Genomic DNA, 26,028 nt, shown 5'->3' on the forward strand with positions numbered 1-26,028 from the left:
ACTTCCCCCCGCAAGGAGCCCAGGGTGAGCATGCCCGATTTCGACATGGTGCTGTTCGGCGGCACCGGTGACCTGGCGCGGCGCAAGCTGCTGCCGGCCCTCTTCGACGCCCACCGCTGCGGCGTGCTGCATCCGTCCGCGCGCATCCTCGCCACGGGCAGCCACGCCCAGACCACCGAGCAGTACATCGCCACGCTGGAAGACACCGTGCGGCCCGCGCTGGAGCACGCGCCGCCCGACGCCTGGGCCTCGTTCCTGCAACGCATCTGCTACGTCCAGGCCGACGCGCGCGAGCCCGCCCACTTCGACGCCCTCGCCGAGAAGGTGCTGGCCCGCAAGCCCGAGGTGGTGGTCTGCTACCTGGCCACTGCCCCCCATATCTTCGTGCCGATCTGCGAGCAGCTGGGCCGCACCGGCCTGAACACGCCCAACGTGCGCGTGGTGCTGGAGAAGCCGCTGGGGCACGACCTGGACTCGTCCGAGGCCATCAATTCCTCCGTGGCGAAGTATTTCGCCGAAGACCAGATCTATCGGATCGACCATTACCTGGGCAAGGAATCKGTCCAGAACCTGATGGCGATCCGCTTCGGCAACGCGCTGTTCGAGCCGCTGTGGCGCCGCGAATGGGTGCAGGACGTGCAGATCACCATCGCCGAGGAACTGGGCGTGGAGTCGCGCGGCGACTTCTACGACCGCACCGGCGCACTGCGCGACATGGTGCAGAACCACCTGCTGCAACTGCTGTGCATGGTGGCGATGGAGCCGCCGGCGAGCCTGTCGGAAGACGCCATCCGCGACGAGAAGATCAAGATCCTCAAGGCGCTGCGGCCGATCCAGCCGCAGGACGTGGCCGAGAAGACCGTGCGCGGCCAGTACCGCGCCGGTGCGGTCGGCGGCAAGCCGGTGCCGGGCTATATCGACGAGCCGGGCATCGCCCCGGACAGCCGCACCGAGACCTTCGTCGCCATCAAGGCCGAGATTGCCAACTGGCGATGGGAGGGCGTGCCGTTCTACCTGCGCACCGGCAAGCGCATGCAGTCACGCGTGGCCGAGATCGTGATCCACTTCCGCGATGTGCCGCACGCCATCTTCCCCAAGCCGCTGACGCTGTCGCCGCAGAACCGGCTGGTGATCCAGCTCCAGCCCGAGGAAAGCATCAAGCTGTATTTCCTGGTCAAGCAGCCGGGCGATACCCTCGAACTGACCCCCACCTCGCTCGACCTGGACTTCGCCAACTCGTTCAAGGTGCGCCGCGCCGGCGCCTACGAGCGCCTGCTGCTGGACGTGATCCGCGGCCGGCTGGGCCTGTTCGTGCGTCGTGACGAGCAGGTGCAGGCGTGGCGCTGGGTGGAGCCGATCATCGACACCTGGGCCGACAGCACCGTGCCGCCCAAGTCGTATACCGCCGGCACCTGGGGGCCTGCGGCGTCGTCGGCGCTGATGTCGCGCGACAAAGCGCTCTGGCACGAGGAAGTCTGACCCACCGCCTGTCTATATATAAAAGGGACCGATCATGCGCCAGTACGAACATGCCTCCGTGATGGATCAGGCCGAATCGCTGGCCCTCTCGATCGGCCATGCGCTGGATCTGGTGATCCAGGCCAAAGGCTGGGCGGTGCTGGCGGTGTCCGGCGGGCGCTCGCCGGTGCCGATGTTCGAGCGATTGCGCTATCGGCCCATCCGCTGGGACGCCGTGACCGTGACGCTGGTGGATGAGCGCGCGGTGCCGCCGGACCATCCCGACAGCAACGGCGCGCTGGTGCGCCACAACCTGCTGCGCGAGGCCGCGGGCGTGGCGGCCTGGGTGCCGCTGGTGGAGGATGCCGCCGAGGCGTCTCAGCCGGAGCGCGCCGTGGCGCGGCTCAACGAACGCTTCCAGCAGCCGGACGTGGTGGTGCTGGGCATGGGCGAGGATGGGCACACGGCGTCGCTGTTCCCGGAGGCGCCCGAGCTGCAGACCGCGCTGTCCGAGCCAAAGCCCGGTTTCCTCGTCACCCATCCGACCAGCGCGAACCACGCCCGCGTGACGCTGAACCTCGCCGCGCTGCTGGCCGCCGAACGCACCTTCCTGGCCATCACGGGCGAGAAGAAGGCCGAGGTGCTGGCCCGCGCGCTCCAGGCGCCCACGCCGGCGCTGCCGGTGAGCCTGGTGCTGGCGCGGCACCGCCATGGCGTGGATGTGTTCCGCACCTGATCGCCCGCCAACGTTCGTTTTCGACAAAGGGTCCCGATGCCTCCTCCTGATTCGCAAGCCGACTCGTTTCCCCGCCTGCTGGCCGACGTGGGCGGCACCAACGTGCGGATGGCGCTGGAGACGGCGCCGCTGCGAATTGGTGCGGTCACCGCGCTGAAGGTGGCGGATTTTCCGTCGCTCGAAGCCGCCATGCAGCAGTACCTGCGCGGCCTGCACGACCTGCCGCGCCCGCGCCATGCGGCCATCGGTCTGGCCAATCCGGTGACCGGCGACCACGTCAAGCTGACCAACCACAACTGGGCGTTCTCGATCGACGCCACGCGCCGCGCACTCAACTTCGACACGCTGGTCGCCATCAACGATTTCACCGCGCTGGCGCTGGGGCTACCCTACTTGCCCGCCGAGGACCTCGCGCTGGTGCGCGACGGCACGGCGGTGCCCACGGCGCCACGCGCGCTGCTGGGGCCGGGCACGGGGCTGGGCGTCTCGGGACTGGTTCCCGCGCCCGGCGGCGGCGCGGTGGCGCTGGCCGGCGAGGGCGGCCATATCGAAATCATGCCGGACACCGACGACGAGTGGACCGCCTGGCGCTACGCCCATCAGCATCTGGGCCGGGTCTCGGCGGAGCGGATGCTGTCGGGCATGGGCCTGTCCCAGATCCATGCCGCGCTGGTCGCAGAAACGGGTACGCCCCTGGCCCAGCCACTGACGCCGGCCGAGGTCACGGATGGTGCGATCAAGACCGGCGACCCGCTGTGCCAGCGCGCCTTCGCGGCGTTCTGCGGCCTGCTCGGCTCGGTGGCGGGCGATGTCGCGCTGGTGCTCGGTGCGCGCGGCGGGGTCTACCTCGGCGGCGGTATCGTGCCGCGTTTCGTCGATGCCTTCCGGGCCTCGCCGTTCGCCGCGCGCTTCGCCGCCAAGGGTCGCATGGGCGCCTATCTGGCCGACATCCCGGTCTACGTGATCACGGCCGCCTACCCGGCGCTGCCCGGGCTGGCGCGCGCGCTGGCAGACCGCCTGGAGGGCGACATGCGCCATGCCGGCGCCGCCCACCCCTGACTGATTGATCCCGATATGCGTGTACTGCTGGTGGAAGATGACGCCATGATTGGCGAAAGCGTGAAGGTGGCGCTGCGCCAGGAGGGCTTTACCGTCGATTGGGTGCGCGATGGCGATGCCGGCCTCGACGCCGCGTCTGACCAGCACGGCCCCCGCGCCGACGGCGGCTACGATCTCGTGCTACTCGACCTCGGCCTGCCGCGCCGCTCGGGCCTGGACGTGCTCAAGACGCTGCGCGCCCGCAACGTGCGCACACCGGTGCTGATCCTGACCGCCCGCGACGCCGTGGCGGACCGCGTGGCCGGCCTCAACGCCGGCGCGGACGACTACCTCGTCAAGCCCTTCGACCTCCAGGAACTGGCCGCGCGCATGCACGCACTGGCGCGCCGGGCTGAGGGCCGAGCCGAGCCGCTGCTGCGCTATGGCGACATCGTGCTCAACCCCGCCACGCGCGAGGCCACGCAGGCCGGCACGGCGGTGCGGCTGTCCGCGCGCGAGTTCGCGCTGCTCTCCGCGCTGATGGCGCGCCCCGGGCAGGTCTGGTCGGTGGCGCAACTGCAGGAGCGCCTCTACGGCTGGGACGACGAGGTGGGCAGCAACACGGTCGAGGTCTATATCCACGCGCTGCGCCGCAAGTTCGGCGCCGCCCTGATCCGCAATATCCGTGGCGTGGGCTACATGGTGCCGAAGCAAGACGGCGCCGACGAGGAGCATCCGTCCTGATGCGCTCGATCCAACGTACGTTGTTGTGGTGGCTGGCCGCCGGGCTGGCGGCGGGCATCGCCGTGGCCACCGGGCTGATCTACGCGCAGGCCCGGCAGGAGGCCAACGCGCTGTTCGACTACCAGATGAAGCAGGTGGCGGCGGCGTTGCCGAGCCAGTTCCCGAGCCCGATGGCGCCGCCGTTCGACGGCGGCAATGGCAGCGGCGCCAGCGCGGACCTGCTCCATGCGGACGAGGACGTGGTCATCCACATCTGGGACGGCACGGGCCGCAGTCTCTACCTGTCTCACTCCCACCCGGTGCTCCCGCCACGCGCGGAACTCGGCTTCTCCAGCGTGCTGACGGATTCCGGCGAATGGCGCATCTACAGCGTGCAGCTGGGCCCGACCGTGGTCCAGATCGCCCAGCCGATGAGCGCGCGCCGCACGCTGGCCGCGCATATGGCGCTGCGCACGGTCGCCCCGCTGTTGCTGCTGCTGCCGCTGCTGGCGTGGTTGATCTGGATGGCGGTGGGACGGGGTTTGCGCCCGCTGCGCGAGATTGCCACCGAGGTGCGCGCGCGCGACGCCAACACGCTGGCGCCGCTGGCCTTGCGCCAGATGCCGGACGAAATCGCCCCGCTTTCCGACGCGCTGAACCAGTTGCTGGCGCGGCTGGCGCAGGCCATCGACACCCAGCGCGCCTTCGTGGCCGACGCTGCCCACGCGCTGCGCACGCCGCTGGCGGCGCTGCAATTGCAGGCGCAACTGGTGGAGCGCGCCGACAGCGCGCCGGCCCGGCAGGAAGCCGTGTCGCAGCTGCGGCAGGGGCTGGAGCGGCTGACGCACCTCGTCGCGCAGTTGCTGACGCTGGCGCGGCAGGAGCCCGGCGCCGCACCGCCGCCGCATGAGCCGGTGGACCTGCGCGCGCTGGCTGCGGGGGTGATCGCGGAAATGTCCCAGGCGGCCATCGACCGCGATATCGATCTGGGGCTGGAGGCCGATGATGCCGAAGGTGCCATGGTGCGGGGCGATGCAGACGCGMTGCGCATCCTGCTGACCAATCTCATCGACAACGCCCTGCACTACATTCCGGCCGGCGGGCGGATCGATGTGCGGGTGGCGAGGTTGTCTGATGGCGGCGTGGAACTGCAGGTCAGCGACAACGGCCCGGGCATTCCCGCCGACGAACGCGCGCGCGTGTTCGACCGTTTCTACCGCGTACCGGAGGCGCCCACGGGCGGCAGCGGGCTGGGGCTGGCCATCGTGGCCGAGATCGTCCAGTCGCACGGCGCCCGCGTGGCGCTGGAAGACGCCGCGCCGGGGCTGCGCGTGCGCGTGACTTTCCCCGTCGCGGCCTGAGCCTGTCGGTGCTTAGCCGACAGGCGCGAACAGCGGCTCGCCCGCGAAGTGCCGGCGCGCGTTCTCCAGGAACTGGCTGACCGACGCCAGCACCGCTTCCGGCGACCAGCCGGCCATGTGCGGGGTCAGCACCACGTTCGGGCAATCGAACAATTCCTTGGGCGGCAGCGGCTCGCTCTCATAGACATCGAGCCCGGCGCCGCCCAGCTCGCCGGCGCGCAAGGCATCGGCCAGCGCCGCCGTGTTCACCACGCTGCCCCGCGCGATATTGACGAGGTAGCCGTGCGGCCCCAGCGCGCGCAGCACCGGCGTATCGACCAGATGCCGCGTCTCCGCGCCGCCCGGCGTGGCGATGATCAGATAGTCGGCCCACTCGGCCAGCGCGCCCACATCGGCAAAGTACGAGAACGACACGTCCTCGCGCACCCGGCGGTTGTGATAGCCGATCTCGAGGTCGAAGCCCTGGCCGCGCTGGGCAATGCGCCGCCCGATGGTGCCGAGGCCGATGATGCCGAGCCGCTTGCCCGAGAAGTTCGGCGGCAGCGGCAGCGTGTTGCGCCAGATGCCGTCGCGCGTGGCGTGGTCCAGCGCCGGCACGCGGCGCACGGTGGCCAGCAGCAGCGCCATGGCGTGATCGGCCACGCAGCTGTCGTTGGTGCCCGCGCCGTTGCCTACGGCAATCCCGCGCGCCCGGCAGGCGGCCAGGTCGATGTTCTCGTAGCCGGCGCCCAGCGCGCACACCACCTCCACAGCCGGCATGGCCGCGATCTCGGCAGCAGTCAGGCCGACCGTGCCATTGGTCAACACGGCGCGGAACGTCTTGCCGTGCGCCGCCACCTCCGCCGCCCGGCCCTCGGCCGTGGGCGCGTAGCGGACGTCGTACTGGGCGGAGACAAGTTCAAGATGAGCGGGTTCGAGCTGGATCAGGACAAGCAGGGCGGGCTTCATGACGTAACGGCGAGGGAAGTGAATGGAGGATGCCGGCGGACCGACGCGACATTCTATGCCCGACGCCGGATCAATGCTTGACCACGCAAGGGTCGGGGCGCGCAGAAATGGGTACGGTTTGGGGGCGGGGGAGGCGGAAGGCGGCGGAAACGCCTGCGCAGAAACGGGTACGCTTTGGCCCCATCCGGGCCGGATCAGGCGACCGCGAGATCGGCGTCGAGTACCTTCTGGGCCAGGGTTTCCGCACGCCGCAGGAACTGCGCGGCCAGCGCGGGATTGGCGATCTGGCTCGCCACGCCCGCATCGACGAATCGCGTCATTTCCGCGTGGAACGCCTTGGCCGTCTCGGGTTGGGACAGGAGCGCCAGCCGCTCGCGCAGACGGTCTTTGTACGACGGCACGGTCCAGCCATAGTCGATCAGCTTCCTGCCGATCAGCGCCATGTCAGGCGTGAGCTGGCGGTCCGTCAGGAACTTGATGTCCCAGACGTCGCGCGCCTTGATGTAGGGGCGGGCGCCCAGTGCCACCATCTTGTCGGCAAGGATTTCGCGCGGCGTCTCCGCCGTGACGATCATCTGGCGGAGGGGTTCCGGCAAGTGCGGATAGTTGGCGCTGACCGCGACCAGATCGGGATCGTGCGCCGGCACATTGGCAACCTCGATATGGATGACCTGACCCTGCGGCACGCTGCGGTCGGCCTGTGGCATCTGCACGCGTGCGCTCCAGCGCGCGACGTGAACGTCCGACGGGGCCGCATCCTTCGCGGGCGTGCGGATCTCCACCTCCAGGCCGTAGGCATTGGCAATTTCCCGTCGGAGCAGGGCCTCGAACGGCGCCATGACAGTAGGATCGAATGCGCGTCCGGCAACGAAGTCCAGGTCCTCGGAATAGCGCGTGCCCTGATAGCAGAGCCGCAACGCGGTGCCGCCCTGGAAGGTCAGCGCGGCGGCCGCGCCGCTCTGCAGCAGGGCGTAGAGGATTTCGTAGTGGAGGATTTCCTTGGCGATCGTGCCCGCCGGCACGCGCCGCTCGGTGGCGTATCGGCCGGCCAGTGCCAGGAGATCAGTACGGGTGCGAAATGGCATGGTCCGAATGGGGAGACTGCGAGGGAATCTGCACGAGATCGACATTGCGCCCGGCGCGGCGCAGGTCCTTCAGCGCGCGTTCGGGCTTGGCGACATACATTTTGCGCCGTGCATCGAAGACGAGATCGTCGCGCAGGGTGTCGATGTGCCGCGCCGTATGGGTGAATTCGAGCGTCCCGTACGGCGTGTGGAACGTCTGGCTGCGGCCTGTCGTCATCAGCGTCAGCCGCGAAGGGAGTTGCGACAGCCATCCCGCCTCGGATAACGCCGATTCGAGGCTCAGGTAGTTAAGGTCCCACGGGCGCAGGAACGCCGGCAGGGCGCTGAGCACGTCGGGCGGCAGGGAGCGTGCCCGCGGATTGATATAGAGCCCACGGGCGATCCGCTCGATCATCCCGGTGCGCTGGTGACGGGACAGCGACTTGTTGAGCGTGTCGCCGGACTCCCCAAAAAGCTGGCTGAGGACGGGAAGCGAAAAGCTCCAGATGCCGGCGCGATCCCAATGCTCCAGGGTGGCCAACAAGGCACTGAGGATCATTATCTCTACGATAAATGGACAGATTTGGTCATTATATGTGCAGATCCTGCGGGTGCCCAGCTTATCTATACAGTAACAGGACATAAATAGGCGGTTTTCGTATAGATACCATGCCTTCACCGCACGGTGGCGTCCGCGCCACTATGCTTGGGAGCATTCACGTCCGGAATCTCATGTCCACCCTCCTCACCACTCCCCGCTGGCRCTGGCTGCCCGCCCCTGATACCTGGCAATACCACGCCCTGCTTGGCGCGGCGGGGATGCTGGTGCTTGGGCCGCTCGGCTGCGTGGCGGCGGCCTATATGAACTTCTCGCTCGGGTTCTTTATTGGCGGGCAGGTGCTGGCCGGCATTCTGGGTTCGGCGGTGACGGCGGGCTATGGCGCGGCGGGGCGGCATGGGGCGAACTACATCCAGACGGCGGCGGCGTCCGTGGCCGGGATGGGCGGGATGGTCGTGGTGATMCAGGCGATGGGCTGGATGGGCATGGATGCGCCGCCGCTCTGGCACCTGATCGGCTACATGCTGTGCATCGGCATGTATGGCGTGGGTGTGGGCATGCTCTACACGCCCTTGCTGGTGGACCGCATGCAGCTGACGTTCCCGTCCGGGCTGGCCGTGGCCAACATCCTGCGCGCGTTGACCGATCCGGTGCTGCTGCGGCGCTCGGTGGCGCGGCTGGGTGGCGGCATCGCGCTTGGGGCGGTGGCCGGGGTGGGGGTCACGCGCGTGGCGTGGCTGGGCGCCATCGACCTGTCCGCGTCCACCTTCGGCGCCGGGATGATCGTCGGCGCGCGCATCGGTATCGCGGCGCTGGTCGGGGGGCTGGCGGGATGGGCGCTGACGCCGTATTTCGTGTCGATTGGCTGGCTGGCGCCGGGCGACCCCTATCGCAAGATCACCTTCCTGATCGCGCTGGGCATGATCATGGGCGCGGCGCTGATCGATGTGTCGATGCTGCTCGTGCGGGCCTGGCGGGAGCGGCAGCCGGCCAACCCGGCGCCGGCCCCCGCCTCCCAACAACGCGGCCTGCCGATGCGCTGGATCTGGCTCTGGGTGGTGGTCTGGGGCGCGGCGGTGGTGGCGGCCGGCGCGGTGTGGTTCGGCCAGCCGGTGGGCTACCAGCTGATGGCCGTGGCGCTGGTGCTGGTGTTCGCGCTGGTCAACGGCATCTCGGTCGGCATGGTGGACTCCAATCCGATCTCGTCGGCCTTCGTGCTCACGGTGATCCTGATGGCCGCCGTGGGGCTGCGCGAGCCCCATATCGGCCTGATCGCCGCGACCGTGCTGCTCGTCTCCACGGCCGAGGCGTGCGACATGCAGCAGGACCGCTCCACCGGCTGGCGGCTCGGCACCAACCGGATGACGCAGTTCGGCTATCAGGTGGCCGGCATCGTCGTGGGCGCAGTGCTGGCGGTGCTGCTGGCGCGGCTGTTCATGCAGGCGTATCCGGTGCTGCGGCTCGACCAGACCCTGCTGCCGGCCGATCAGCAGCCGGCGCGCTGGACCTCCGCGATGACCTACAAGATCGTCGGCGCGCTGCGCAGCATGACCGAGGACCGGCCCTACCAGCGGCTGGCGGTGTGGATCGGGGTGGGTATCGGCCTGGTGACCGAGGTCGCGCGCAAGACGATCCGCGCATCGGCCCGCTACCGGCGCTTCGCGCAGTCCGGCGGCACCGGCAAGACCGTCGATTTCCTGCTCGATGCCGCCGTGCTGCCGTCGCCGTACGCGTCGTCGTTCGGGGGCTTCGTGAACCTGCCGGCCGCTGCGTGGATGGCGGCGGGCGGGGTGCTGGCCAGCGTGGTGAATAGTGTGGCGAACAGCGTGGCGAAAAACCGCTCGGCGCCCGCCGGCGATGCCGCGCTGCCCGAGGACATGAGCACGACCTCGCTGGTGGGCGGCGGGCTGATCGCCGGCGATGCCTTGGCGGCGCTGGCGCTGGGCGTGGCAGGGTTGGTGGCGGTCGTGGGCTGACCGCCTTCGAGCCGGGCGCTCACACCTCCTTCGTCATCCCCTTGAAGTCGATCCACTGGCCGAACTGTTCCTCGGTGACGTGGCCGGAGGCGATGGCGGCTTCGCGCAGGGACAGGTTCTTCTTCACGGCCAGCTTGGCGATTTCGGCGGCCTTGTCGTAGCCGATATGCGGGTTCAGCGCGGTCACGGACATCAGGGAGCGTTCGAGCAGTTCCTGGATGCGCGCGCGGTCGGGCTCCACGCCTTCCACCATGTGTTCGGCGAAGCTCGACGCTGCGTCGGCCAGCAGTACCACAGACTGCAACAGGCTATAGACGATCACCGGCTTGTAGGCGTTGAGTTCGAGCGTGCCGAGGCTGTTGGCCAGCGTCACCGTCGTATGGTTGCCGATGATGCGGCAGCAGACCATGGCGAGGGCCTCGGCCTGGGTCGGGTTGACCTTGCCGGGCATGATCGACGAACCGGGTTCGTTGGCCGGCAGTTGCAGTTCGGCAAACCCGGCGCGCGGGCCTGAGCCGAGCAGCATAAAGTCCCGCGCGATCTTCAGGAACGACGACGCCGTGGTGTTCAGCGCGCCCGACAGATCGACCAGCGCGTCATGGGCGGCCTGGAGCGCGAAGCGGTTCGCCGCGGGCTCGAACGGCAGGCCGGTGTAGCCGGCCAGCGAGCGGGCAAACGCGGCGGCGAATCCCGGGGGCGCGTTCAGGCCGGTGCCGACGGCCGTGCCGCCCTGCGCCACCGGCATCGCGCGCAGCATGGCCTGTTGCAGGCGCGATTGCGCGTCCGCCACCTGCGTCATGTAGCCGGAAAATTCCTGGCCGAGGGTCAGCGGCACCGCGTCCTGCAGGTGCGTGCGGCCCACCTTCACGATGTCGGCAAACGCTTCCACCTTCTTTGCGAAGGTTTGTTGCAGTTTTTCGAGCGAGGGGAGCAGGGTCTGCTGGATAGCGCGCGTGGCGGCGATGTGCATCGCCGTGGGAAAGCTGTCGTTGGACGACTGGCTCGCGTTGACGTGGTCGTTCGGGTGAACCGGTTTCTTGCTGCCGACCTCGCCGCCCAGCAGCTGGATGGCGCGGTTGGAGATCACCTCGTTGAGGTTCATGTTGGTCTGCGTGCCCGAGCCGGTCTGCCAGACCGAGAGCGGGAACTCGGCCGGCCACTTGCCGGCGATGACTTCCTCGGCGGCCTGCTCGATGGCTTCGGCAATCTCGGGCTTCAGCACGCCCAGGTCGCGATTCGCACGGGCCGCGCAGAGCTTGAGCACGGCGAACGCCTCGATCAGCGCCGGGGGCATCTTCTCAGTGCCGATGCGGAAATTCTGGCGGGAGCGCTCGGTCTGGGCGCCCCAGAGATGATCGGCCGGCACGGCCACATCCCCGAGGCTGTCTTTTTCGATGCGGGTGGCTGACGAGGGGTTTGCGGGCTTGGCGGACATGGACGGACTCCTTGAGGGAAGGCTGCAGGATCAGGCAGGACTGCTAGCATAGCCTTCCCGCGTCACATTCGCGCTGAAGCCCCTTTCGCCGTCAGGCGGTTAGATTGCCGTGGAGATTGCTGTCGATGCCGGCGGGTCAGGCGGTCATCTTGAGGCACATTTCCATGCAGGCCTGGCACGCCGCGGCGCATTCCTGGCAGTGCCAATGGTCATGTCGTTCACATTCTTCCTTGCACCATTTACACACTTCGGCGCAGTCTTCACAGACGAGGGGAGCAAATTCGCTATTGCGCAGCATGTAGGAGGCGGCGAGGGTGCAGATGCCGGCGCAGTCCATGTCCAGGGCGATGCAGCGGGTCATCTTCCGGGCGTCTTGCTCCTCGAGGCAGGCGGCCGCGCACTTCAGGCTGGCGGCCGCACAGGCATTGCAGGCGGCGATACAGTCGGCATACCGGTCAAAATTCTCTCGCACTGTGGGTCGAATCATCGGGTGTCCTCCTTGGGGGTGGGTGGTCGACAACCAGCAACCGTTATCCACAATAGCAGGCGCCTCGGCGTCCTGCCGCAATGTGGCGTGGTCTACAATGGCCGCCTCAGGTTCGGCGCCGTCAGCGTTGGATAGTTCCGGTCCATCGATTTGAATGGCCGGAGAAGCGTGAAGAAGTTGCAAATTGGCAGCGATAAGCTGCGAGAAAGGACGGCATCATGGGTGAAGCAAAACGGCGGGGCACGCCCGAGGAACGGGCGCAGCAGGCGCAGGCACGAATCGACGCCCTGCGGCCCGCACAACTGGTCTGCGGCGCGTGCAAGACCTCGTTCACCAATTTCGATGCGATTCCGGCCCCCGGCCTGCGCGGCATCGACGCCGTATTCGGCGGCGAGTGCCCGAGCTGCGGCAACGATGTAGTCGTATTCAAGGGCGAACCCCAGGCGGTGGCCGAGGCCATGCTGGCCTACGAGCGGATGATGGGCGAGAGCGCGCGGCTGGGCTACCAGTCGGCCGATGGCCGGCACGTGCCGTTCGACGAGGCCGCGCCGCAGGCATCGGACGCGTCCGACGACTCGACCAAGCACTGAGCCCCCGGGCGGGTGGCGCTTTCAGCGCCGAAAGTCCGCCGGTGATGCCCCTTCAGGGCGTCAGGCTTCCAGCGCCATCAGCTCCGCCGGGCCAATCTCGTAGCGGCCCCGGCCGAGCGCCTTGGCGCGGTAGAGCAGCGCGTCCGCCATGCGCTTGAGCGTCTCGTCCGTCATCGGGCTGCCGCGATAGAGCGCCACGCCGATGCTGACGTCCACATCGGCCATCACGCCGTCGAAGTAAAAGCGCTGGCCGATGGAGTCCAGGATGGACTCGGCAATGCGCTGGGCCGTGGCGGGCGAGGGGATGTCTTCCAGGATGACCGCGAATTCATCGCCGCCCAGCCGTGCGACGTGGTCCTGGTCGCGCACGCAGCGGCGCACGCGCAGGGCGAACGACTGCAGCAGCATGTCGCCCGTGGCATGGCCGTGCGCGTCGTTCACCGCCTTGAAGCGGTCCATGTCGAGGAACAGCAGCGCTATCAGACTATTCTCATCACGGCTGCGCGCCATGGCCGCGTGGAGCTGGCTCTCGAAGGCGCTCCGGTTCTCGAGCTGCGTCAGGTGATCGGTTTGGGAGATCCGCGCYAGCCGCTGGTGCTCCAGCTTGCGCTGGGTGATGTCCTGCACGTGGATGTGCACCCCCACCACCTGCTTGCCGTCCTCGCTCCATTCGGGGCGGTAGCTCATTTCCATCCAGTGCGGCTGCGGCGTGCGGTATTCGCTCTCGAACGTGATCACCGCGCCCGCCAGCGCCTGTTGCAGGAAGGGGCGCGCCAGCGCGTAGCGCTCCTCGCCCAGCAGCTCCCGCACAGTCTTGCCCCGGATCGCCTCCACCGGCATGCCGAATGCCTGCTCGTAGGCGATGTTGTTGAAGACGTAGCGCTCGTCGTTGTCGACAAAGGCCAGCAGCGAAGGCAGGTTGTCCGTGACCGCGCGCAGCCGGCGCTCGCTGCGCGCCAGTTGCTGGCCGCGCTGGCGCACATCGCGCATCAGGCGGATGAACGCGCGCGTTACGTCGCCGATTTCATCGCGCTGGGGGCGGCGCGGCAGGCGCTCGAAGGCGTCGGCGTCGTCGGCGCTGGCCTGCACCACCTGATGCAGCCGCGACAGCGGCATGAGCAGCCGCCGCACCGCCAGCCAGATCGCCAGTGCCACGCCGCCCAGCACCAGCCCCGCCATCATCAGGAAGCGTCGCTCCGTCTCGCCGCAGGTGTCGCCCACGGCGCGGGCCGGCTGGCGGGCCTGGCGGGTGTCCGGATGCTGCACGTAGACCGGCTTGGCACCCGCTGACACCAGACAGTAGAACCCGGTGCTACCCAGCCGGCTACGCGCGATCTCGACCAGGAAGTTCGAGCGCGACAGATCGAGCCAGCCGCCCACCAGGCCGAGGAACTGCTTCGACGCCGAGACCACCGGCATCGCCACCAGCACGCCAATCGTGCCATCGACGCGCGCGTGGATCGGCGCGGCCACCACCGGGTTCAGCGTGCGCACCGCCTCGCGGAAGTAGTCGCGGTCGGACACCTCGATCGGCGGGCCGGAGGATGTCAGCACGCTGCCCGTGGCATCGGTCACCACCACCGAATTGAACGCCGCCGGCACCGGGATGGTCTTGCCGATGACGTCGAGCAGGTCGGCGCGCACGTCCTCCCGAGCCCGGCCGTGTGCGCCCTCCAGCACCGCGCCGATCTGCGGTGCCATATGGGCCAGCATCACGATGCGGTCGTCCATGGCCGTGTCGAGCTGGTCGGCAGAAAGCTTGACGATGGAGTCCTGCTGGTTCTGGAGGGCGTCCTCCAGGTCCCGGTGCGCGTAATAGAGCGAGCCGAGTACGATGCCCGTCCCCAGCACGGCGGCGAGCACCGTGGTGATCAGCGCGATGCGCGCCTTCAGGGAGGGTTGGATGCGGGGCATGCTGACAAACGCGGGCAATACGGAGGGCGAGGGCGCGCGGGAGTGGAAAACAATGCTGCTCACGCACTTCCCGTGCCTGATTCCGGGGGTGCGGCAGCGGGGGGAACCTATCACGCATCACCCGTTTGAGTCAGCCGGGAGAAACGGCGTTGACAACGGCCGCGCATTTCTGCTGGCGGCCCGCGCATGTGTGTGCGGAAGCACTGTGCGCCGTTGGGCCGGCACGGTATAGTGCGGCCGGCGTGTCGAAATTGCCCCCCAAACGAGGGGGGGCCGGCGCCATTTTCCACCGTCTTTTATCCTGCCTTCATGACTTTGTCCGCGTGGTTGCCCGTTCTGCCCTGGCTGCTGGTTGCAGCGGGCGGCGCTTTGGCGGGCTGGGCGGCGCGGGCTTGGTGGAGCCGCCGGGCGTCCGGGCAGGTGACCCAGGCCCAGGCGACGCAGGACCAGACCGAACGCCGCCGCGTGGACGAGTACATCCGCCATCTGGCGCAGCACGATGCGCTGACCGGGCTGCTGAACCGCGCCGCGCTGCACAGCCGCACCGAGGCCGTCCTCGACGATGCGCGCCGCCATGGCGAGCGCGTGGCGCTACTGCTGCTCGACCTCGACCACTTCAAGCACATCAACGAAACCCTCGGGCACCCGGTGGGCGACGACGTATTGCGCACGATTGCCCAGCGCCTGCGCGGCACGGTGCAGCCGCGCGACGTGGTGGCACGCATGGGCGGCGACGAATTCGCCGTGGTGCTGGGCGGCCTGCGCCATGACAGCGAGGCCGAACTGACGGCGGCCAAGATCCTGGCGCGCGTCTCCGAAGGCTTGCAGCTGGCCGGGCACCTGGCCGGGCAGCCGCTGCGGGTGACGCCTTCGCTCGGCATGGCGATCTATCCCGACGATGGCGAGACGCTGACCGACCTCCTGAAATCCGCCGATTCGGCCATGTACGCGGCCAAGCGCGGCGGCCGGGCGCAGCTGCGGCGCTTTGCGAGCGAGATGGCCGAGGCTTCGCTGACCCGCTTCACGATCGAGGCGCTGCTGCGCCGCGCGCTGGCCGAACAGGAATTCCGGCTGCGCTACCAGCCCATCGTCGACCTCGCCACGCTGAACGTGGTGGGCGTGGAGGCGCTGATCGCCTGGGAAACCCCCGAGCGCGGCGTGATGCAGCCATCCGAATTCATCCCGATTGCCGAGCAGTGCGGGATGATCGACGCGCTGGGCGAGTGGACGCTGGCCACCGCATGCCGCGACATCCAGACCCTGCGCAACGAACTGGGCCGCGACATCGACGTGGCGGTGAACATCTCGCCCTTGCAACTGCGCCGGGCGGACTTCCCGGAGACCGTCGCGCGCTGCCTCCAGGCGGCCAGCCTGCCGGCCCCGAGCCTGACCATCGAGGTCACCGAAGGCATTCTCGTGGATGGCGGCGAGACCACGATCGAGTCGTTCCGGCGCGTGCGCCAGTTGGGCGTGAGTGTGTCCATCGACGACTTCGGCACGGGTTATTCGGGCCTGGGCTACCTGACGCGGCTGCCGATCAGCAAGCTCAAGATCGACAAGTCATTTGTCGATGACCTGGCCGTGCCCGGCCACGACCGCGCGGTGGCGGCCGCCATCATCGCGCTCGGCCATCAACTGCACCTGCACGTGGTGGCGGAAGGTGTGGAGTCGACCGCGCAGCTGGATTTCCTGCGTGGCGAGGGCTGCGACGCGGTGCAGGGTTTCCTGTTCTCCCAACCGCTGGGGCTGAACGCGCTGCGCGACCTGTTGCTGGCCGGGGACGGCTTCTCGCGCGTCGCCTGAGGCCCCTCCGGCACCCATCCGGCGCCGCAGAAACGGGTACGCTTCAGGTTCGCTGTGGCCATGAAAAAACCCGGCTGGCGCTCAGGCGCACAGCCGGGTTTGTCTTGTCTGGGGATCAGTCGGGGCTCAGCCGTTGACGATGGACGCCGCCGCGTCCTCGCCGTTGGGCGAATGGAGCCGGCGGTACAGTTCGTCGATGCGCAGCCGGCTGCTCGCCAGTTCCTCGCGTCCCTGTTCGGTCAGTTGGTAGACCCGCCCGATACCGTCGCGCAATACACTTTCCAGATACCCATCCATCTGCAACGCGCGCAGCAAAGGCCGCACCGTGCCGATATCCACCTGGAATCCGTACTCCATCAGCATTTCTGCAAGCATGGCCACGGTGGCGGGCACCTCCATGGCGAATTGCAAGACGTAGACGCGGGCTAACAAGCCGAGGAACTGTCGTTTCATGAGGCAGGCAACGCAAAGGGGGGACTGGCGGTTGACGCGGATTTTACCGCGCGCGCTGCGGCGCTGCCCAAGAGATGCCGAAGTCGCATACGATAGGCGCTTTCCGACGGCAGAAAAAAAAGAAGCCGCCAGGGTTGCCTGGCGGCTTGTCGGGAATGCGTCGGAGGGGTCAATTAACTCTGGCGCAGAACAGAGTTTAGCGGAATCGAATACGCGATGTCACGCCCTGTGCTAGGGCTCCCCACATATGGGGGGTAGGTATGAAAGGCATCCGAAAGCGATTCTGCGGCGATTCCGCAACAATGGTGATCTTTGCCCCACTTTTGGGCAGACTTTGCGACTTTTAGCGCGTGTTCTTTGGCCATTTTCGTGGTCAGGATCAGGTCCGATTCCAGCGCGCAGCCTGCCGTCGGGCGCGGTGTAATGGCAGTACGGTGTCGCGCGTCGTGTTGTTCAATCAACCTACGGCACGGGGCATATCGATCGATTTTTCGTCGTTTTGTATCCAATGCGCAACGGTTTCGCGGCAGGCGCCCGAATCGTTGCTTCTCACGAAGCCCATGAAACCCTCCGACCTGATTCGTCTGCTGTCGCTGTCCGCCATCTGGGGCGCCAGTTTCCTGTTCGTGCGCATCGGCGCGCCGGTGCTGGGGCCGCTGCCGACAGCGTTCTTCCGCGTGCTGATCGGTGCCGTCACGCTGGCGGCCTGCCTGATGCTGATGAAAGTGAAATGGGATATGCAGGGCAAGTGGCGCCCGGTGATCGCGCTGGGCATCATCAACTCGGGTATCCCGTTCGTGATGTATTCGGTGGCTGCGTTGTGGCTGCCGGCGGGCTATTCGGCCATTTTCAACGCCATGACGCCGCTGATGGGCGTGCTGATCGGCAGTCTGTTCTTCGCCGAGAAGCTGACGCGCGCCAAGGGGATGGGGGTGCTGATCGGGCTGGCCGGGGTGGCGGTGCTCACGCGCACTGGCCCGGTGGTGTTCTCGCACGACGTGTTGCTCGGCGCGCTGGCCTGCCTGGTGGCGACCTCGTGCTACGGGCTGGCCGGCTTCCTGACGCGCCGCTGGATCACCGCGCGCGGCGGCCTGGATAACCGGCTCGTGGCGGCGGGCAGCATGGTCGGCGCGACGCTGTTCCTGCTGCCGTTCAGCCTGGCCGCGCTGGTGCGCGAGAACACGCTGCCGGCCGCTGGCCTGGGCGTGTGGGCGGCCATGCTCGGCCTCGGCATGGTCTGCACGGCCATCGCCTACGTGCTGTATTTCCGGCTGGTGGCGGATCTGGGCCCGGTGCGGTCGCTGACGGTGACCTTCCTGATTCCGCCGTTCGGCATCGTCTGGGGCTGGATGTTCCTGGGCGAGACGCTGTCGTGGGCGCATGCCGCCGGAATGCTGCTGATCGGCGCGGCGGTCTGGCTGGTGCTGAAGCCGGCCGCGCCGGCGGTCAAGCCCGCTGCGGCAAGCTCCTGACGACTGGCTTATTGGTCTGACTTAGTGGCGGTGGTCGCCACGGTCACCATGGTCGCGGTGGTCGTCATGGCCGCGATGGTCATCGTGACGGTCGCGGCCATACCCATAGCCATGGCCGTTGTCGTGACGATGCCACGCCTGGTACTGGCGGCGGTCATACCAGCGGCCGCCATCCCAGTAGCGATCGCCATGCCAGCCGATCACGACCGGCGCCACCACCACCGGCGCCGGACGATAGACCACCGGCGGCGGCGGCATGTAGACCGGGGCCGGACGGGGCTCGACATAGACGGGAGCGGGTGCCACGTAGACCGGGGCCGGCGCGCCGAGGTTGACGTCGATATCGACGCGCGCCACGGCGGCAGTGGAAGCTGCCAGCGCGGCGGCGCCAGCGACGAAAACCAGCAGGGAAAGAGGACGCTTGTTCATAGTATTCACCAGGGGGTGAGAGGTTATGACTCCACTCTACCCATCTGGCGTATTACTATTCACGCACATTTGTAACAGAATCGGCCAATTCTGTAAGAGATCCGGCCGGCACTTCTGCCCGGCCGATTACTCGCTTCCCGGCACCACCTGGCAGGCCGGGCACAGGCCATAGAGCACCAGCATGTGCTCGCGCAACTCGAAATCATTCTCGGCCGCCACCTTGCGCTGGCGTTGCTCGATCCCCTCGTCACGGAATTCCTCCACCACCCCGCAGCTCACGCAGATCAGGTGGTCATGGTGGCCGCCTTCGTTCAGTTCGAACACGGCGTGGTCGGCTTCGAACGTGTGCCGCAGGAGGATATTGGCCTGCACCAGCTGGTTCAGCACGCGATAGACCGTGGACAGGCCCGCATCCACTTCCTGCGCCAGCAGGATCCGGTAGACATCTTCCGCGCTCAGGTGGCGGCGGTCGCTGCGCCGGAACGCCTCCAGCACATGCATGCGGGGCGACGTGGCTTTGAGGCCGGCGCGTTGGAGAGGGGTAGGGCTGGACTTCACGGATGACAGGGACATGCGGCGGCTCGCACCGGGCGGGGTGCGCTCAGTTAGTTGACTCCACGAGGATTCCGAAGGCGGTGGGCGCGGGTATCGAGGTATCGATGGCCCACCGGCCGAGGCGTGCTGGAAATCAGGCGAGAAGCACCCGGGCCGGACGACGCAGACTGGCAGCCCGTCCCGGGCGGCGCGCCGTGCCTGACGGCGCGCGGAATAAAAAGGTGGCCTGGCTTGTCGCAGGATGACGCGATCGGGAAAACGGGGTCTGGATGTTTTCCCGATCTTCCTGCGACTGGCTACTACCAAACGCTCCGTGTGTCGGAGCGGTCCCCACAAAAGTCGGTAACAGGCGCCGCATTGCTGCCACGCCCTGAAAACTGTTTTGTCTGCGCCGGCGGTGCCGTTCGTCAGACAGTGAAAGCAGTGTAAATGGGAATCGATCTCATTTCAAGAGGAATTTTCAGGAATTTTTGATGGGCGAGTCCGTTGTGAAAAATGGACAAAGCGGCCGCTGCACGGGCGACAGTACCCAATAGGGGGGATGCCGTAGGCGCCACTTTCGCTTATGGTCTGCCCGGTCTGAAAAAAGAACAGCCCCCTAAATAAAAGCGGGGTTGCGGGAGAAATCGGGTGCAAAACAACAAAAAACGAGGCGGTTGCCAGCACGGCGCCGCAGGGGTGGCGCGCGCAGGGTCCACGGGCATGGCGAGGGTCTTCCGGCGATGGCTGGGAACGATCCTGGCGCTGTGGCTGATGGCTGTCGCGCAACTGGCATGGGCGGTGCCGCCCACGGTGACGTCGATCAGCCCTTCCAGCGGATCCACCGCCGGCGGCACGATTGTGACGATCATCGGGACCGATTTCACAGGCATACCCGACGTCAGGTTCGGCGCGACCTCGGCCAGCTTCGTCGTGGGCAGTTCGACGAATATCACCGCCACAGCGCCCCCCGGGGCCGCCGGCACGGTCGATGTGACCGTGACCACGGCAGACGGCACCAGCGCCATCAGCGCCGCAGACAGGTTCACCTATGTCACGCTGCCCACGGCGGGGGCGGTATCCGCCACGGTGGCCTACGGGAGCACCAACAACCCGATCACGCTGAATCTGACCGGCGGCGCGGCCACCAGCGTCGCGGTGGCGACGGGGGCCTCCCATGGCACCGCTACGCCGTCGGGCACGACGATCACCTATACGCCCACTGCCGGCTATGCCGGCCCGGACAGCTTCACCTACACGGCGACGAACGGGGCGGGTACCTCGGCGCCGGCCACGGTCACGGTCACGGTTTCGGCGCCGACGATCAACTATGCGCTGCCCTCGCCAACCGCCGCCACCGCAGGCGTGCCGTACAGCCAGTCGCTGGCCATGGCGTCCGGCGGCGCCGCGCCGTACACCTATACGCTCGCCTCAGGCGCACTGCCGTCTGGGATCAGCCTCGCCTCCAACGGTACGCTGGCCGGCACGGCCACGAGCGCCGGCACCTACGTCTTCACGGTCAAAGCGACCGACAGCAGCACAGGTGTCGGCCCGTTCTCCAAGACGAGCAGTCCGCTGACGTTGTCGGTCCTTCCGCCAACCCTCTCGATGAGTCCGAGCACCTTGCCGACTCCCGTGGTCGCCATCGCCTACAGCCAGACCATGTCGACAAGCGGCGGGACCGCGCCGTACAGCTATGCCGTGACGAGCGGTACGCTCCCGTCCGGGCTGGCGCTAAGCCCGAGTGGGGTGTTAGCGGGCACGCCAACCGGGGGCGGCGCTGTCGCTTTCAGCATCACCGCGACCGACACCGCAGGCTTCTCGACTACGCAGAGCTACGTGATGACCGTCGGCGTGCCGATGGTGACCATGAGTCCGACGGCCGTGCCAAACGGCACCGTGGGTGCGCCCTACAACCAGGTCCTGACGGCAGGTGGGGGCACGGCGCCGTATACCTATGCCGTGACCAGCGGGGCGCTGCCGGCTGGCGTAACGCTGTCCCCGGCGGGCTTGCTGTCGGGGACGCCGACAGCGAGTGGCGCCTTCAACGTCACCGTAACCGCCACGGACAGCAGCACCGGCGGCGGCCCATACACGGGCAGCCGGCCCTACACGCTGATCGTGGGAACGCCCACGCTGACGCTGTCGCCCGCCACGCTACCCACGCCGACCCTCGGCACCGCCTACAGCCAGACGCTGACCGGCGCTGGCGGTGTGGCACCCTACACCTTCAGCATCTCGGCCGGCACGCTGCCGCCCGGATTGTCGTTGAACGCGAGCACTGGTGTGCTGAGCGGTACCCCGACCACGCCGGGCGCCTCCACCTTTACCGTGAAGATCATGGACAGCAGCACGGGGGTGGGCGCGCCATTCACCACCACCCGCAGCTTCACGCTGGCCACGGCGCAGACGATTCCCACAGCGCCGCCGGTGGCGGTGACCACGGCCTCCAACGGACCAGTGACGATCCATGCCGCCGCCAACGCCACGGGCGCGCCGTTCTCGGGCGTGACGATCACCACGCCGCCGGCCAGTGGCAGCGTGGTCGTCAATGGGCTGGACATTGTCTACACCCCCACGCCGACCACCTCGGGCGCGGTGACGTTCGCCTACGCGCTGAACAATAGCGCCGGGGCCTCGGCGCCGGTGACGGTCACCGTCAACGTGAACGCGGTGCCGATCGCGGTGGCCCAGCGGCAGCTCTCGACCCTCGCCAACCGGCCGGTCAGCGTGGACGTGACCGAGGGCGCCACGGGTGGCCCGTTCACGGGCGTGACCATCGTCTCGGTGACGCCGGCCAACGCCGGCAGTGCCACCGTGGCCGCCAGCGCGACCAAGAGCCCCGCCAGCGCGGACAAGCAGGTGGCTGCCGCCGCCGGCTACACGGTGACGTTCACGCCGGCTGCCGCGTTCTCGGGCGCCGCCGTGGTGACCTACACGCTGAGCAATGCCATCGCCACCTCGTCGCCAGCCGTGCTCGAGCTGAGCGTGGCCGCGCGCCGCGATCCGTCGACCGACCCGGACGTCTCGGGCCTGATCAACGCCCAGATCCAGGCCGCGCGCCGCTTTGCGACGGCGCAGCTCAGCAATTACAACCAGCGTCTGGAGCAGCTGCACGGCAAGGGCCGGGCGCCGTCTGGCAACCAGATCACGGTGCAGATGCCGCGCACCGAGGGCGATACGCGGCGCTGCGAGTCCGAGCAGAACCTGACCGCGCGCGATGCCTGCCTGCGCGGCGTGCTGCCCGCGAGCCGGCTGGCCGACACGGGCCGGCGCGGTGGGATGGATAGGGGAGCGGGATCGCGCGAGGCCGCGGTGGCCGCCGAAGCCGGCGCCGGCGATGGGACCGGCGAGGGCACCGCACCAGACCTGCCGAATGCCGGCGCCGCGTCGACGCCGGACAATGACGATATCCGCCTGGCCTTCTGGACCGCCGGCACGGTGGACTTCGGCTTCGCCAACACCACGGCGCAACGGTCTGGCTTCCGCTTCACCACGGGCGGCGTGACCGCCGGCGCGGACTACCGGTTCTCGGACGAATTCACGCTCGGCCTCGGCTTTGGCTACGGGCGCGATTCGACGGACGTCGGGGCCTCCGGCACGCAAAGCAAGGCCGACGCCTTCAGCGTGGCGCTCTACGGCAGCTATCGCCCGAAGCCCTCGCTGTTTATCGACGGGGTGGCCGGCTACGGCTCGCTGAATTTCGATTCGCGCCGCTGGGTGGGCGACGAAAGCGCCTTCGCCTATGGCAGCCGCGACGGGCATCAGGTCTTCGCCTCGGTCTCCACCGGCTACGAGTACCGCGACTCGGCGTGGCTGGTGTCGCCCTACGGCCGCCTGTCGGTCTCGGAAAGCACGCTCGACCGGTATTCGGAAACGGGCGCCGGCTTCAGTTCGCTGACCTACTTCGGGCAGACCGTGACCGCGGTGTCCGGCACGCTGGGCCTGCGCACCGAGTACGCGCAGCCCACGCGCTGGGGCCTGTTCCTGCCGTTCGCGCGGGTCGAATTCCAGCATGACTTCAACGGCCAGAGCGGGGCCGGGCTGGCCTATGCCGACCTGGCCGGCGCCGGGCCGGCCTACACTGTGAACGGCTCGCCGTACGGTCGCGACCGCGTGCAGGTGGGTCTGGGCGCCAAGCTGCGCACCCGCTCGATGCGCTTCGGGCTGGACTACAACGTGATGTTCGGCATGGGCGGATTGCAGCAGGGCGTGCGGCTGACCTTGGCGGCGCCGTTCTGATTTACGCCGCCTTCACGAAATCGATAAAAGCGCGCAGCGGCGCGGGCACGTGGCGATGGCCGGGGTAGTAGAGGAACGGTCCGGAGAACGTCTGCCACCACGGCTCCAGGATGGGCTCCAGCGCGCCGCTATCGAGGTAGCGGCGCAGGCCGCCCTCGAAGAAATGGACCACGCCGCCGCCCGCCAGGGCGATCTCGAAGGCGAGGTGGAAGGCGGCGGCCGGCTTCACGACCAGCGGGCCGGGCGGGTCCAGCGTCACGACCTCGCCATCGCGCTCGAAGATCCACGGCGGCATCGCGCCGCCCGCGAACTGGCCGCGCAGGCAGGCATGGCCGAGGAGTTCGCGCGGATGGCTGGGCCGGCCGTGCCGATCCAGATAGGACGGCGCCGCAGCCGTCGCAAAGCGCTGCACGCGCGCGCCAATCGGCACGGCGATCATGTCCTGCTCCAGCCGCTCGTCATAGCGGATGCCGGCGTCGCAGCCAATCGTCAGCAGATCGACAAAGCTGTCCTCGACGATCACCTCGACGCGGATATCGGGATAAGTCTCAAGAAAGCGGGGCAGCAGCGCGGTCAGCTCCAGCGTGGCCACGCTCGACGGCACGTTGAGCCGGAGCGTGCCGGTGGGTTTGTCGCGGAACAGGTTCAGCACGTCGAGCGAGGCTTCCATCTCGCTGAACAGCGGCGTCAGCTTCTCCAGCAGGCGCAGCCCGGCTTCGGTCGCCGCCACGCTGCGCGTGGTGCGGTTCAGCAGCCGCAGGCCGAGCCGCGCTTCCAGCCGGCGCACGGCAATGCTCAGGCTCGATGCGGATACCCCGCCGATCCGTGCAGCATCCCGGAACCCGCCCGCGCGGGCGACTGAAACAAAGGCGGCAAGGTCGTTGAATTCCATCGCAGCAATGGCACGGACTGTGCAGATTATTGAACAACCTGTGCAATCTAGATGGGATTATCGAACAGCGCAATCGCTCTCATACTCGCTTCACCCACTTCCAAGGAGCGCGTCATGTCGGCATCCCAACCCCTGAACACCTTTTCGCTGGCCGGTCGGACCATTCGCCGCCTCGGCTACGGCGCGATGCAACTGGCCGGCCCCGGCGTATTCGGCCCGCCGAAGGACCGCGACGCCGCCATCGCCGTCCTGCGCGAGGCCGTGGCGCTGGGCGTGAACCATATCGACACCAGCGATTACTACGGCCCGCATATCACTAACCAGCTGATTCGCGAGGCGCTGCACCCGTATCCGGACGATCTGCTGATCGTGACCAAGCTGGGCGCGGTGCGCGGCGCGGATGCCGCCTGGATTCCGGCGCTGGAGCCGGAAGACCTCGCGCGCGGCGTGCACGACAACCTGCGCAACCTGGGGCTGGAGGCGCTGGATATCGTCAATCTGCGGGCGATGGGCGATATCCACGCGCCGTCCGAAGGATCGCTGGAGCGGCAGGTGGTGGCGCTGGCCGAACTGCAGCAAAAGGGCCTGATTCGCCACATCGGTCTGAGCAATGTCACTGCCACGCAGGTGGCGGAGGCGCAGCGCATCACGAAGATTGTCTGCGTGCAGAACCAGTACAACCTCGTGCACCGGCACGACGAGGCGCTGATCGACGATCTGGCGCGGCAGGGCATCGCTTACACGCCGTTCTTCCCGCTGGGTGGGTTTTCGCCGATCCAGTCCACGGCGCTGGCGGATATCGCGCGCTCGCTGGGCGCTACGCCGATGCAGGTGGCGCTGGCCTGGCTGCTGCACCGGTCGCCCAATATCCTGCTGATCCCGGGCACCTCGTCGGTCGGCCATCTGCGCGAAAACCTGCAGGCAGCCACGCTGGCGCCGGCGCCGGACGTGCTCGCGGCGCTCGACCGCATCGGCGCGCCGGACCCCGCCTCACGTTGAGGACTTGCCCTCCACCTCCACCATTGCTGCCGGCTTGCGCCATGGCCAGCCCAGCGTCATGCCGGCGGCGGCCAGCAGGATCAGCGTCGCCCCGACCAACTGGGTCGGGTGCAACTGGTGGCCGAACGCCACCCGGTCCACCAGGATGGCGACGATCGGATAGATGAAGGACAGCGCGCCGGTCAGGTGCGTAGGCAATTTCTGAATCGCGCCGTAGAGCAGGATGTACATCAGGCCGGTATGGACCACGCCCATGGTGGTCAGCGTGGCCCACGGCACGAGGCCGGACGGCAAATCCGACKACACCGCCATCGGCAGCAGCATCACGGTGCCGACGATCACATGGATCAGGGCGATCAGATGCGGCGGCGTGCCCTTGAGCTGTTTCGCAAACATCGCGGCCAGCGCGTAGCAGAACGCCGCGCCCAGCGCCAGCAGGATGCCGACCAGGTAGTCGCCGTGCGGCGCGCCGGCGCCGGGCTTGGCCTGCACGATCAGCAGCATGCCGCCGAAGGACAGCAGCAGCCAGCCGAGCTTGGCCAGTGTGAGCCGCTCGCGCAGGAACACCGCGCCGAGCGCCACCAGCATGAACGGCTGGGTGTTGTAGACCGCCGTGGCAATCGAGATGGACGCCCCCGCGTAGGCCGAAAACAGCAGCAGCCAGTTGGCGACGATGGCCACGCCGCCCGCCACCGCGAGCAGCAACTGGCGGCGGTTCAGCGTGCCCGGCTTGAGGTAGCCCTTGGCGGCGCAGACCGCCAGCAGCACGGCCGCGCCGAACGCGCAGCGCCAGAACACCACCTGCGTCACCGGGCGGCCCGACACCACCACCAGCCAGCCGATGGTGCCGGAGATGACCATCGCCGCCACCATTTCCATCATCCCGCGTTTGCGCTCGTCCACTGCGAATCCTCC

22 protein-coding genes are annotated in these 26,028 nt (G+C 68.0%); 11 read left to right on the forward strand and 11 right to left on the reverse strand.

The genetic code is table 11. From position 1 onward, the window contains the following. Positions 1 to 30: 30 nt before the first annotated feature. From zwf to AC1EJR_RS00315, 5 genes are read left to right on the forward strand one after another with little or no spacing between them, the layout of a single operon-like run. A complete protein-coding gene (gene zwf, locus AC1EJR_RS00295; RefSeq protein ID WP_092294171.1) occupies positions 31 to 1,479 on the forward strand; it encodes a glucose-6-phosphate dehydrogenase in 1,449 nt (482 codons plus the stop codon). Between the two features lie 34 nt (positions 1,480 to 1,513). Beyond that, positions 1,514 to 2,194 (forward strand): 6-phosphogluconolactonase, encoded by a 681-nt coding sequence (gene pgl / locus AC1EJR_RS00300; protein ID WP_092294169.1) that lies wholly within the window; start codon positions 1,514 to 1,516, stop codon positions 2,192 to 2,194. A 36-nt stretch (positions 2,195 to 2,230) separates the two neighbouring features. Next, positions 2,231 to 3,253: a glucokinase gene (locus AC1EJR_RS00305; RefSeq protein WP_441591194.1), complete on the forward strand. Its 1,023-nt coding sequence runs from the start codon at positions 2,231 to 2,233 to the stop codon at positions 3,251 to 3,253. Between the two features lie 15 nt (positions 3,254 to 3,268). Beyond that, a complete protein-coding gene (locus tag AC1EJR_RS00310) occupies positions 3,269 to 3,976 on the forward strand; it encodes a response regulator (protein ID WP_441591195.1) in 708 nt (235 codons plus the stop codon). Continuing rightward, on the forward strand, positions 3,976 to 5,316 hold the full coding sequence (locus AC1EJR_RS00315) for a sensor histidine kinase (protein WP_477146784.1): 1,341 nt from the start codon (positions 3,976 to 3,978) through the stop codon (positions 5,314 to 5,316). The genes AC1EJR_RS00310 and AC1EJR_RS00315 overlap by 1 nt, the downstream gene beginning before the upstream one ends. A gap of 12 nt (positions 5,317 to 5,328) precedes the next feature. Here AC1EJR_RS00315 and AC1EJR_RS00320 read toward each other — a convergent pair whose 3' ends face one another. The 3 genes from AC1EJR_RS00320 to abiEi form a co-directional block, all read right to left on the reverse strand. Continuing rightward, complete coding sequence (locus AC1EJR_RS00320) at positions 5,329 to 6,264, reverse strand: 2-hydroxyacid dehydrogenase (protein ID WP_477105206.1); 936 nt, start codon at positions 6,262 to 6,264, stop codon at positions 5,329 to 5,331. A gap of 194 nt (positions 6,265 to 6,458) precedes the next feature. Next, positions 6,459 to 7,349, reverse strand: coding sequence for a nucleotidyl transferase AbiEii/AbiGii toxin family protein (locus tag AC1EJR_RS00325; RefSeq protein ID WP_092294160.1), 891 nt, complete (start codon positions 7,347 to 7,349; stop codon positions 6,459 to 6,461). Next, a complete protein-coding gene (abiEi, locus tag AC1EJR_RS00330) occupies positions 7,327 to 7,887 on the reverse strand; it encodes a type IV toxin-antitoxin system AbiEi family antitoxin (protein ID WP_092294158.1) in 561 nt (186 codons plus the stop codon). The genes AC1EJR_RS00325 and abiEi overlap by 23 nt, the downstream gene beginning before the upstream one ends. A gap of 173 nt (positions 7,888 to 8,060) precedes the next feature. On the opposite strand from abiEi, the gene AC1EJR_RS00335 reads away from it, so the two are divergent. Then, positions 8,061 to 9,863 carry an OPT/YSL family transporter gene (locus AC1EJR_RS00335; protein ID WP_477146785.1) on the forward strand — a complete coding sequence of 601 codons (1,803 nt, stop codon included), beginning with the start codon at positions 8,061 to 8,063 and terminating at the stop codon, positions 9,861 to 9,863. Between the two features lie 19 nt (positions 9,864 to 9,882). Here the strand turns inward: AC1EJR_RS00335 and fumC are convergent, their stop codons facing one another. Together fumC and AC1EJR_RS00345 are read right to left on the reverse strand one after the other, a co-directional pair. Beyond that, positions 9,883 to 11,298, reverse strand: coding sequence for a class II fumarate hydratase (gene fumC, locus AC1EJR_RS00340; RefSeq protein ID WP_092294154.1), 1,416 nt, complete (start codon positions 11,296 to 11,298; stop codon positions 9,883 to 9,885). Between the two features lie 136 nt (positions 11,299 to 11,434). Further along, positions 11,435 to 11,785, reverse strand: coding sequence for a four-helix bundle copper-binding protein (locus tag AC1EJR_RS00345; protein WP_092294152.1), 351 nt, complete (start codon positions 11,783 to 11,785; stop codon positions 11,435 to 11,437). A 218-nt stretch (positions 11,786 to 12,003) separates the two neighbouring features. On the opposite strand from AC1EJR_RS00345, the gene AC1EJR_RS00350 reads away from it, so the two are divergent. Further along, positions 12,004 to 12,375, forward strand: coding sequence for a hypothetical protein (locus AC1EJR_RS00350; protein WP_092294150.1), 372 nt, complete (start codon positions 12,004 to 12,006; stop codon positions 12,373 to 12,375). Positions 12,376 to 12,435: 60 nt separating this feature from the next. Here AC1EJR_RS00350 and AC1EJR_RS00355 read toward each other — a convergent pair whose 3' ends face one another. After that, a complete protein-coding gene (locus AC1EJR_RS00355; RefSeq protein WP_477113110.1) occupies positions 12,436 to 14,289 on the reverse strand; it encodes a sensor domain-containing diguanylate cyclase in 1,854 nt (617 codons plus the stop codon). Between the two features lie 309 nt (positions 14,290 to 14,598). Between AC1EJR_RS00355 and AC1EJR_RS00360 the strand changes: the two genes are divergently transcribed. Further along, positions 14,599 to 16,092, forward strand: a complete 1,494-nt coding sequence (locus AC1EJR_RS00360; protein WP_092294146.1) for a putative bifunctional diguanylate cyclase/phosphodiesterase — start codon at positions 14,599 to 14,601, stop codon at positions 16,090 to 16,092. A 126-nt stretch (positions 16,093 to 16,218) separates the two neighbouring features. On the opposite strand, the gene AC1EJR_RS00365 is transcribed toward AC1EJR_RS00360, so the two are convergent. Next, positions 16,219 to 16,545 (reverse strand): PadR family transcriptional regulator, encoded by a 327-nt coding sequence (locus tag AC1EJR_RS00365; protein ID WP_092294144.1) that lies wholly within the window; start codon positions 16,543 to 16,545, stop codon positions 16,219 to 16,221. Between the two features lie 560 nt (positions 16,546 to 17,105). Here AC1EJR_RS00365 and AC1EJR_RS00370 point away from each other — a divergent pair. After that, positions 17,106 to 18,017, forward strand: a complete 912-nt coding sequence (locus AC1EJR_RS00370; protein ID WP_441591199.1) for a DMT family transporter — start codon at positions 17,106 to 17,108, stop codon at positions 18,015 to 18,017. A 21-nt stretch (positions 18,018 to 18,038) separates the two neighbouring features. On the opposite strand, the gene AC1EJR_RS00375 is transcribed toward AC1EJR_RS00370, so the two are convergent. Then, complete coding sequence (locus AC1EJR_RS00375; RefSeq protein WP_454758128.1) at positions 18,039 to 18,446, reverse strand: hypothetical protein; 408 nt, start codon at positions 18,444 to 18,446, stop codon at positions 18,039 to 18,041. Between the two features lie 126 nt (positions 18,447 to 18,572). Then, the gene (gene fur / locus AC1EJR_RS00380; RefSeq protein ID WP_092294139.1) at positions 18,573 to 19,019 is read right to left on the reverse strand and encodes a ferric iron uptake transcriptional regulator; all 447 of its coding nucleotides are present in this window, start codon (positions 19,017 to 19,019) and stop codon (positions 18,573 to 18,575) included. Between the two features lie 735 nt (positions 19,020 to 19,754). Between fur and AC1EJR_RS00385 the strand changes: the two genes are divergently transcribed. Continuing rightward, positions 19,755 to 23,222, forward strand: a complete 3,468-nt coding sequence (locus tag AC1EJR_RS00385) for an autotransporter domain-containing protein (protein ID WP_477113111.1) — start codon at positions 19,755 to 19,757, stop codon at positions 23,220 to 23,222. Position 23,223: 1 nt separating this feature from the next. Here AC1EJR_RS00385 and AC1EJR_RS00390 read toward each other — a convergent pair whose 3' ends face one another. Further along, positions 23,224 to 24,114, reverse strand: a complete 891-nt coding sequence (locus tag AC1EJR_RS00390; RefSeq protein ID WP_092294135.1) for a LysR family transcriptional regulator — start codon at positions 24,112 to 24,114, stop codon at positions 23,224 to 23,226. 114 nt (positions 24,115 to 24,228) lie between these two features. On the opposite strand from AC1EJR_RS00390, the gene AC1EJR_RS00395 reads away from it, so the two are divergent. After that, on the forward strand, positions 24,229 to 25,113 hold the full coding sequence (locus AC1EJR_RS00395; RefSeq protein WP_477113112.1) for an aldo/keto reductase family oxidoreductase: 885 nt from the start codon (positions 24,229 to 24,231) through the stop codon (positions 25,111 to 25,113). Here AC1EJR_RS00395 and AC1EJR_RS00400 read toward each other — a convergent pair. Next, positions 25,105 to 26,016 carry a DMT family transporter gene (locus tag AC1EJR_RS00400; RefSeq protein ID WP_477146786.1) on the reverse strand — a complete coding sequence of 304 codons (912 nt, stop codon included), beginning with the start codon at positions 26,014 to 26,016 and terminating at the stop codon, positions 25,105 to 25,107. The genes AC1EJR_RS00395 and AC1EJR_RS00400 overlap by 9 nt on opposite strands. Positions 26,017 to 26,028: the final 12 nt, after the last annotated feature.

The organism is Cupriavidus sp. 05T42 (assembly GCF_056396345.1).